Genomic DNA, 3,616 nt, shown 5'->3' with positions numbered 1-3,616 from the left:
GGCGCGATCTCCAAGACAATCAACATGCCGGCCAACGCGACCATCGAGGACGTGAAGGACGCTTACCTGATGTCCTGGCGTCTTGGCGTGAAGGCTAACGCTCTCTATCGCGACGGTTCCAAGCTCAGTCAGCCGCTGAATTCGGCTCTCGTGGATGATGAGGACATCAGCGAAAGCGATGAGGTCCAGAGCCGTCAGGTGGTCGTTGAGAAGATCGTCGAGAAGATCGTCGAACGTCATCCGGGTCGTCGTCACCTGCCGTCCCGCCGCAAGGGGTACACCCAGAAGGCGGAGATTGGTGGCCACAAGGTCTACCTGCGCACGGGCGAGTACAATGACGGGTCTCTCGGTGAGATCTTCATCGACATGCACAAGGAAGGTGCCGCCTTCCGGGCCGTGATGAACAATTTTGCGATGGCTATTTCTCTGGGCCTCCAGCACGGCGTTCCTCTAGAGGAATTCGTCGAAGCTTTCACCTTCGTGAAGTTCGAGCCGTCCGGATTGGTTCGCGGAAACGAAGCAATCAAGACCGCGACGTCGACGATAGACTACATTTTCCGTGAACTCGCGATTTCCTACCTGGACCGCACGGACCTTCAACACGTGGCACCTCAGGATGTCCTGCCGGACACCATCGGTAATGACGGATCCGGTCAGGATGAATTTCCTGAAGTCCAGGACGTTGTTTCGAGGGGCTTCGCCCGGAAGCAAATCCCGGCTTTGCGCTTGGTGCAAGGAAACCTGGATCTGCCGCTGCGTGAGACGGATCAGGTCGAGGTTGGTGTTAGCGAGGTGAAGATAGAGGCTCTCGCGGCGGGTGTCGCAAGCGCTCCCGCGCCGTATCAGGTAATCGACGAGAGAGTGGCCGAGAAGCCTCAAGAGTTGTCCGAAGGGGCAAAAGCCAAGATAAAGGGCTACGAGGGGCAGGCTTGTACCGAGTGTGGGAATTTCACCATGATCCGGGCTGGTTTTTGCCTTCGGTGCAACTCGTGTGGCGCATCCACAGGTTGTGGATAGACGGACCCTCGCGCTGTCGGTGACAGCATGGGATGGGCTCCTGATGCGTCAGCCTATCTTGCCCTACGTCAGGATAGACTGCCCATCCGGCACTTGAAGACTGCCCACCCTCGCTGAGGGACGAAAAACCCCCGGACACTCACGTGCCCGGGGGTTTTCATTTTTACCGCAAGCTCAGCGTCGAAACTGACTGAAAGCTGACCATTCGTTTTGCTAGGTCTTGATTGGCACCAACCTCGGCTGCGCCTCGATCAGGTTGCTGATATCGTCGGCGGACCCCTTCGTTGACCCCTGCGGATTTCGCGGCAATCATCGAATAGGAAATTGAGAAATGTCACTTATTATGATTGAAACACCTGTTTCGATTCGCACTCAAAAGGATTCACTTGATATGAAGATGGATTGCCTTGATCGTTTGGCTTCGCAGGAGCGGGATCTCGGCAATGAGTCCTTTCCATCAACCAAGACGACGACCCCGCCAAAACGCAAAGAGCAAAAACCTACAGCGATCTCCCTCTTCTCCGGGGGCGGCGGGCTGGATCTCGGGATTGAGGCGGCTGGGTTCGAAACCTTGGCCTGTATCGAGAAAGATGAGAACTGCTGCGAGACACTGAAGTCGAACCAATCGAAATATCTCAAGAGCGCCAAGATTATCAACGACGACGTCGATAACGTCGACGTACGTAAGCTCATGAAAGAATTGAAGATTAGAAAAGGTTCGCTGGATCTTCTTTTTGGTGGCCCACCATGCCAAACATTCAGCCAAATCGGAAAGAAAGAAAGCGTGAACGATGCCCGCGGACGCCTGCTTTTTAGCATGGTGAATTATGCGAGCATTCTTAACCCTAAAGCGGTTCTCATCGAGAACGTTGCGGCATTACAAAATGCGAAGGATTCGTCCGGTGAAAAGGGCGCAATTCTCAGAGATCTGATTAACCAGCTCGAAGGCCTAGGGTACGTTGTTTCTCATCAAGTGTTGAATGCTGCGGAGTATGGCGTTGCACAGCTCCGAAAACGCCTATTCGTGGTTGCTGTTCGCAAGAAGGAGACGTTCGAGTTTCCGGTCGGCTCATTCGGCGACGATCGCGAGAACCCTTTCGTGCATGTTGGAGAGGTGATCCAGAACTTACCAGGTGCCGTCCCGAAGGATTCGGACCCCTTACATGCCAATCATGTCGATGTGACCCCGGCCGGAGATATTCGGCGGATCAGTCATGTTACGGAAGGGGCGCATTTGGCGAAAATGCACGATGCGCCATCGGAAATAAGAGGGCGTCTTTCGAAAAAAGACACCACAAAATTCCTGCGTCTTTCTCGCTCCAAGCCAAGCAACACGTTGCGGTGCGGCGAGATCTTCTTCCACCCTATTGAAAGCCGATACCTAACGCCTCGCGAGTATATGAGGATTCACGGTTTCCCGGATGACTATGTGTTGAAGGGACCAATCAGGGGGCGCTCCGGCTCTGTTCGAAATCTCGATCAGCATCGTCAAGTGGCGAATTCTGTCCCACCGCAGCTGGGAGAGCAGGTTGCCAAATCGATACTAGACGCCATCAGGAAGCCCTGCCCTTCAGGGCGGGGAGCAGTCACAGTTATTCAACTTGAATCGAGTGAGTTTTCAGAATGAATATCAGGGCATCGTCGAGCCAAAAGGTTGAGAAGCCGACAATCGTCAGATGGTCCACCAGATCGGACATCTCTCCCCTGAGATATCCGGGGGGCAAGCGAAAGCTTGCGCCGATTATCGCCGATCTCCTTTCGCGAACCAATCGTCGGACAAAGTTGTTCATTGAGCCATTCGCAGGTGGAGCGGCCGTTTCCATATCCCTTTTGGAGGCCGATCTCGTAGACCAGATTGCGCTGTCGGATGCCGACGTTTTGGTGGCTTCCTTCTGGAATACAGTCTTCTCCAGCAATGCCTCTGCGCTGGCTGACAGAGTATATGATTGTTCAATTACGTTGGATGAATGGAAGCGACAGAAGGATTTAATCCCTGAAACAGAACTTGATGCCGCATTCAAGTGCTTTTTCTTGAACCGAACCAGCTTTTCAGGATCGCTGCACGGTAAGGCAGGTCCTATCGGCGGGATGGCTCAAACGAGTAAATATCCTATCGATTGCCGATTTAACAAGTCGAGGCTCGCGGAACGAATTATCGAACTTAGTAAGCTACGCGGGCGCGTACGCTTTACTCGGAATGAAAGCTATTTGAAAACGATTAGAGATGTACGGCGGACGAGGTTATTCCAAGAAGATCCACTATCGTTGGCATGGTATCTTGACCCGCCGTACTTCGCCAAGGCGGACAAGCTATACAGGAAGAGTTTCGATGAGCACGATCATTCGCGTCTTCGAGCTGAAATAGACGACCTTCCGGGGCATTGGATCCTTTCTTATGACAATCATCCAGATGCACGTTTGCACTACGGCGACTATGAAGGATTCGCCTGCGTGAACCTGCAATACACAGCGCGTATCGATGAACGCGAACGTCTTGTCGCTACCGAAGTGATAGTTTCGGACATTATCGCCGATTTGCGGCGGTGCGGTGAACTCATGGATTCGGCTGAATTAACGTCTTCCCCGCCCTGAAGGACGT

2 protein-coding genes and 1 pseudogene are annotated in these 3,616 nt (G+C 53.3%); all 3 read left to right on the top strand.

All coding sequences use genetic code 11. The features are described 5' to 3' along the window. A pseudogene (locus E1297_RS03525) lies at positions 1 to 1,017 on the top strand (vitamin B12-dependent ribonucleotide reductase); the annotation flags it as partial. A 331-nt stretch (positions 1,018 to 1,348) separates the two neighbouring features. Further along, complete coding sequence (locus tag E1297_RS03520) at positions 1,349 to 2,644, top strand: DNA cytosine methyltransferase (RefSeq protein ID WP_155133949.1); 1,296 nt, start codon at positions 1,349 to 1,351, stop codon at positions 2,642 to 2,644. After that, positions 2,641 to 3,609, top strand: coding sequence for a DNA adenine methylase (locus E1297_RS03515; protein ID WP_155133946.1), 969 nt, complete (start codon positions 2,641 to 2,643; stop codon positions 3,607 to 3,609). Before E1297_RS03520 ends, E1297_RS03515 begins: the two co-directional genes overlap by 4 nt. The last annotated feature ends 7 nt before the right edge of the window (positions 3,610 to 3,616 follow it).

It is taken from the genome of Roseibium sp. RKSG952, from assembly GCF_009711355.1.
The sequence above is the reverse complement of the archived record's forward strand: the minus strand, read 5'-3'. Positions and strand labels throughout refer to the sequence as shown.

What these genes read in the sequence shown, in the direction of transcription:
- E1297_RS03515 (WP_155133946.1), top strand. Translation starts at nt 2,641, where the DNA reads ATGAATATCAGGGCATCGTCGAGCCAAAAGGTTGAGAAGCCGACAATC.
- E1297_RS03520 (WP_155133949.1), top strand. Translation starts at nt 1,349, where the DNA reads ATGTCACTTATTATGATTGAAACACCTGTTTCGATTCGCACTCAAAAG.